The sequence below is a fragment of the Psychrobacter sp. Ps4 genome, from assembly GCF_022129285.1.
In the GTDB taxonomy this organism is placed as follows: domain Bacteria; phylum Pseudomonadota; class Gammaproteobacteria; order Pseudomonadales; family Moraxellaceae; genus Psychrobacter; species Psychrobacter immobilis_A.
On sequence record NZ_JADQAK010000020.1, the window covers coordinates 61,477 to 67,476 of the forward strand.

Here is a 6,000-nt window from a genome sequence, read left to right on the forward strand (position 1 = left end):
CATTAAAAGTAGACCTATAACCAAAGGCGCGGGGCAAACGCATCACTAAGATGCAGTTGCCCATGTCAGATTTTTTTCAACTGGTCAATATTTTCAGATGTGATTCAGCCCATCGTCCTTTCTGTCAAACAGATAGGCTGCGCGTTTATAAGGCTGATTCATTGCGCTTGTGCAGGGAAACCGCCTTTTGCTAAAGCAGCTGTCATCTGCTCAATACTGGCGATGGTTTCGATACTGACCACTTTGGCTGCTAAATCAATCTTAACCTTGGCCTTTGAGTCGATATTCTGAATAGCTGCTGACACACCACGGGCACAACCGCCACAGTTCATATTTGCAATCAATAGTTTCATACCCTTTCTCCAAATAAGTTTTATTTCATCACTAAGCTTAAGCCTTGTCATAATGGTAAGGTCAAACACATTTTTGAAAAAATATACTTGACCTTACCATGATGTCAACCTATATGCTGTTGATAATAGATTGAACATGATAGAGGCTGTTATGAATTCAGAAAATAGTAAGTCTTATCTTTATAGTGAGACATTGCCCATTGAGGGTATGACTTGTGCTTCATGTGTGGGACGAGTAGAAAAAGCATTAAAAAAAGTTGAAGGTGTTGAAAATGCTGAGGTGAATCTTGCGACTGAAAAAGCCATGATTTCCTCATCTCAACCTTTAGACCTTATCGCAGTAACCAAAGCCGTAGAACGAGCCGGTTATAAGATCTTGGCATCTCAGCCGATTGAGCTGTCGATAGAAGGTATGACTTGTGCTTCCTGTGTTGGACGGGTAGAAAAAGCATTAAAAAAAGTTGAGGGCGTACAACAAGCAAACGTCAACCTTGCTACTGAACGCGCATGGGTACAAGGCAACGCTCAAGTACAGAGCAGCGATTTGATTCAAGCCGTTAAAAAAGCGGGATACACAGCTAAGCAGATTGAGCAAAGTGTGAGTGTTCAACAGGATAAAAAAGCCACGGAACAGCAACAGCTGAAACGAGATTTAATGATCTCTTTAATTTTAGCCATGCCTGTTTTTATTCTAGAAATGGGATCACATATGATTCCAGCTTTTCATATGTGGGTCATGGACAATATCGGCACGCAACAAAGCTGGTTGATTCAATTTGTTTTGACGACGCTGGTTCTTATCTTTCCAGGGCGACGTTTTTATCAAAAAGGTATTCCGGCATTATGGCGTTTTGCCCCAGATATGAACTCATTGGTGGCGGTTGGAACACTGGCGGCTTATAGCTTTTCTCTCATTGCAACATTTATTCCACAAGTTCTACCCGAGGGCACCGTGAATGTGTATTATGAAGCGGCCGCTGTGATTGTGAGCTTAATTTTATTAGGGCGTTATTTTGAGGCAAAAGCCAAAGGACGTACCTCTCAAGCCATTCAACATCTAGTGGGTATGCAGGCAAAAACAGCGCGTGTTCACCATAATGGGCAAGTGAATGAAGTACCGATTGCAGAAGTAACCACAGAAACGATCGTTGAGATTCGTCCCGGTGAGCGTGTTCCTGTTGATGGTGAAGTGGTTGAAGGTCAAAGCTATATTGATGAATCCATGATTACGGGTGAACCCATTCCTGTTAAAAAACAAGTGGGTGATCAAGTGGTAGGAGGGACGATCAATCAGAATGGAACTTTGAATTTTCGGGCAACGGCCATTGGCGACTCTTCGGTATTGGCGCAAATCATTCGCATGGTTGAACAGGCTCAAGGATCTAAATTACCGATTCAGGCAGTGGTTGATAAAGTCACTATGTGGTTTGTTCCCATGGTCATGTTCTTAGCAGCTCTGACTTTTGCTGTGTGGTTTGTTCTTGGTCCTGAGCCTGCTTTGACGTTTAGTCTCGTTAATGCCGTTGCTGTCTTAATCATTGCTTGTCCCTGTGCAATGGGATTGGCAACCCCTACCTCCATTATGGTTGGTACAGGTCGCGGTGCAGAAATGGGCGTCTTATTCCGTAAAGGTGAAGCGTTACAAGCTTTACAGGAAGTTAAAGTCATTGCGGTCGATAAAACCGGCACCTTGACCGAAGGTAAACCAACCTTAACGGATTTTCATGTCCAACAAGGGTTTCAACATGAGCAAGTCTTGCGTATTGTGGCATCGGTTGAAGCAAAGTCTGAACATCCCATTGCCGTAGCCATTGTTCAAGCCGCAGAACAACAAAATATCAGCTTATTACCGATTACCGCCTTTGACTCTGTGACCGGACTAGGGATTAAAGCGGAAGTGACAGGTCAAACCATTCATATTGGTGCTGATCGTTATATGAAGCAATTAGAGCTTGATGTTACACCTTTTGAAAATGAGGCTGCACGCTTAGGACAAGAAGGTAAAACCCCACTTTATGTCGCGATTGACCAAAAGCTAGCAGCCATTATTGCCGTTGCAGACCCTATTAAAGATACCACTTATACTGCTATTGCAGGTTTACATCAACTGGGCTTAAAAGTGGCAATGATTACAGGCGACAATCGGCATACCGCCCAAGCGATTGCCGCAAAATTACATATTGATCAAGTGATCGCAGAAGTGTTGCCTGATGGAAAAGTAGATGCAATACGTCAACTGCAACAACAATATGGACGAGTGGCTTTCGTTGGTGATGGTATCAATGATGCGCCCGCTCTCGCTCAAGCTGATGTCGGTCTGGCGATTGGGACAGGGACAGATGTGGCAATTGAAGCCGCAGATGTAGTGTTGATGTCGGGTAGTTTACAAGGGGTTCCTAATGCGATTGCTTTAAGTAAGGCCACCATCAAAAATATTCGACAAAATCTATTTTGGGCATTTTTCTATAATATTGCTCTGATTCCAATTGCTGCAGGGGTTTTATATCCAGCATTTGGAATTTTGTTGTCACCTATTCTTGCAGCAGGCGCAATGGCGCTATCCTCTGTTTTTGTACTAGGTAATGCCTTACGCTTAAAGTATTTTCAGGTACCAACGATTAAAGCATAGGTTATATTAAGATAGGGTTAAAGTAGCCGTTTGGCTTTAACCCTTTTTATATCAGGAGGAAAGTTATGAATATCGGTCAAGCGTCAGAGCAATCAGGAATCTCTCCCAAAATGATCCGCTATTATGAACAGATCGGGTTGCTTGATGCCGCGAAACGCTCGAATTCAGGGTATCGAATCTATTCTAAACAAGATATAAAAGACTTATGCTTTTTAAGGCAGGCTCGTGATTTAGGTTTTTCCTCCAAACAGATGAAAGAGTTGCTTGATTTGCGGAAAAATACAGATCGACAGAGTGCTGATGTTAAACAATTGACACTGCAACATATCGCAACTTTGAATCAAAAAATAGCTCAATTGCAAGATATGGTGAGCTTATTACAGATTTCTGCTGATCATTGCTCAGGTGATGCAAGCGCAAACTGTGCCATACTAGAAGATCTTGAACAGGGCAAATAAAGTAAATTACATATAGTGTTATCTGTTTTTTTCTGCATATTTCAGTCTAAAAAAACATGTGTCTAAAAGAATACTTTCAGAAAAAATTAAGGCTATGGTTCCCTAGTGAGGACTTGAATCTATAGCTATAGGCTAATGATATTAACGTTTCAAATCGCTGAAATAGTCACAGTGTACTTTATAGTGTACAGAGCGTTAGTTTTTCAAGTTTAAGAAGCCTTGGATAGAACTATTGCTGAAGCTTTAAGTGCACTATAAGAGGTTATTCTACCAACTGATAAAAAGAATCCTTTAAAGCTTCCTCAAAACTCCAATATGGAGATGATTTACTATAGTTTATAGTGGTAAAAGTAGGGTGTTTCTTTGACTAAATTTTTGGCGCTACGCTCGCTTTTCTTTATTATCGTGTCTGTCGATTATAGAGGCGACTCTAGCTGAGATTAAAACTAGTAATGTTCCTGCTACCTCGACACCACTGTCAGTTTAGTTACCGCAAATACAGCAAACGTCCGCCAACAGAAACGTTCACTAACGGTACAAAAATCAGGGTTGTTGTATGTTTCAATTAAACACTTAAATTATGCCCTTCGATATGTTTGTTTTGAAAGAAATAGGCGTTAGCTGGCGATATATATTCATTAATGCCTTAAACTGGGAAATATATGAAACAAGATAACCAATCAAAAAATAACAATTCAGAAAATAAAAATAATAAAAAGACAGTCATCGTAGTTGGTGGCGGTCCAGCGGGTGTACAGGCTGCCCTGCGTGCGCATGAACTTGGCGCAAAAGTTACCCTGCTTGAAGCCAATAAGCTGGGTGGTACTGCCTTTAATGAAGGTCCTGCACCAGTGCGAACGCTTGCTCGAGCTGCACGTCTGCGTACTGATACGGCGCTCTACCCACAATTTGGATTAATAGGGAAGACGCCCGCTGTCGATTTTAAGGCGGCAATCGAAAATGCCAATCGCGTTGCCGCGCATGCCAATGAGGTGTGGCATTTGACAAAAATAGTTGAATATCAAGGTATAGAGGTCATAGACGAGGTTGGTCCAGCCCACTTTATGAATAACAAAACTTTAGAAATCGGTGACGGACGCCAGTTTAGTGCTGACCAAATCATTATAACCGTTGGCGGCAAACCCAGAAAGCTCTCTATTCCGGGCAACGAATTAGTACTTTCTTTTCATGACCTATGGTCAATGACAGAGCTTCCAGAAAGGGTAACCATAGTCGGTGGATCGGCAACCGGATGCCAGCTTGCCTCCATTCTCCTTGATTTTGGCGCAAAGGTCGATATCATTGAATTCGCTGATCGCTTGACCCCGCCAAGCGACATTGATATATCGCGTAAGCTTGAAGCAGCCTTTACCTCACGCGGTATGAATGTCCTGACTGGTGCAGGGTGTGAATCCATCGCGAAAGAAAACGGTCAGTTAAAAGTCACCTATAAGCATGACGACCAAATAGACTCATTAATGACCGATGCGGTGTTCTTGATGGTGGGTTGGTCTGCAGATTTAGAGGGACTCAATCTTGAGGCCACTGATATTAAAGTAGACGGCCCGTATATCGAAGTCGATGACTATTTGCAAACCAATGCAGAAGGGGTATACGTTGCAGGAGATGCAAACGGTATCAGCATGTTTGTCCAAAGCGCGGCTTATCAGGCCAAAGTTGCCGCACAAAATGCTATCTCTGATACAGCAGAAAAATACGCCCCAAGAGCGATTGCCACCGGCAGCTTTACCGAGCCAGAATATGCCTCCGTAGGTATGACCCAAGCTCAAGCGGAAGAAGGTCATGACTGCATTGTTGAGATCATAGATTACACTGCGCTACCGCGCGCCGTTATGGATGCGCGAACCGACGGATTCTGTAAAATTATCATCGATAAAGAGACACAAGAGCTATTGGGCGCGCATGTCCTCGGCTCTTACTCTGCCGAGGTGATTCAGGTTGCAGCCACTTGTCTGGCGGCTAAAATGAAAATTAACGAAATAGCCAATTTAGAATTGGCATTTCCGACGTTTACAGAAGCCTTGGGTATGGCCGCTCAACGCATCTGTAGAGACTTGCGTGTAGAGAATAAAGAAGTTAAAGAATAATTCTTTATTTACTTTTCTATAGCAATAATAGCGATACTCTCAATAACCTCAAACAATATCACTCAAACAAATACTCACTAAAATAAGGCTTTCAACGCGGTAAACTAAAGGTGGTAGGTAAGATCGAAGTCTCTTTAGTTTCAGCTTTAGTTATCATCGCTGTTATTGTTCTAGGAGTGGTGAATTATTTAACGCCGCGTGCATGTACTTTCGTAGAAAGATATAAAAAGTAGAAAGATATAAAAGCGGAAGCTACTAAACTAAGAAATTATTAAAGTTAGATTTACTATGGCCATTAAGTTCATAAGCAACTTGCTTTAAGTTCTTTCAACTTTTAAGTGTGTAGTAAATTAAGCCTACTATAAGAGCAAGCGTTTGGTGCTTTGGTTTAAATTCAATAAAACTTTAAGGGGCTGTCCTAGATAAGTAAAATAATCTAGGATAGTCATATG

4 protein-coding genes are annotated in these 6,000 nt (G+C 42.0%); 3 read left to right on the top strand and 1 reads right to left on the bottom strand.

The features are described 5' to 3' along the window. Positions 1–158: 158 nt before the first annotated feature. A complete protein-coding gene (locus I3252_RS11505) occupies positions 159–353 on the bottom strand; it encodes a heavy-metal-associated domain-containing protein (RefSeq protein ID WP_169391996.1) in 195 nt (64 codons plus the stop codon). 151 nt (positions 354–504) lie between these two features. Here I3252_RS11505 and I3252_RS11510 point away from each other — a divergent pair, with 151 nt between their 5' ends. The 3 genes from I3252_RS11510 to I3252_RS11520 all read left to right on the top strand — a co-directional run bounded on the left by I3252_RS11510 (position 505) and on the right by I3252_RS11520 (position 5,548). Then, entirely contained in the window at positions 505–2,982 is a 2,478-nt protein-coding gene (locus I3252_RS11510; RefSeq protein ID WP_238035282.1) for a heavy metal translocating P-type ATPase, read from the top strand. A 65-nt stretch (positions 2,983–3,047) separates the two neighbouring features. Continuing rightward, positions 3,048–3,440, top strand: coding sequence for a Cu(I)-responsive transcriptional regulator (gene cueR, locus I3252_RS11515; RefSeq protein WP_238035283.1), 393 nt, complete (start codon positions 3,048–3,050; stop codon positions 3,438–3,440). A 662-nt stretch (positions 3,441–4,102) separates the two neighbouring features. Then, positions 4,103–5,548 (top strand): NAD(P)/FAD-dependent oxidoreductase, encoded by a 1,446-nt coding sequence (locus I3252_RS11520; RefSeq protein ID WP_238035284.1) that lies wholly within the window; start codon positions 4,103–4,105, stop codon positions 5,546–5,548. The last annotated feature ends 452 nt before the right edge of the window (positions 5,549–6,000 follow it).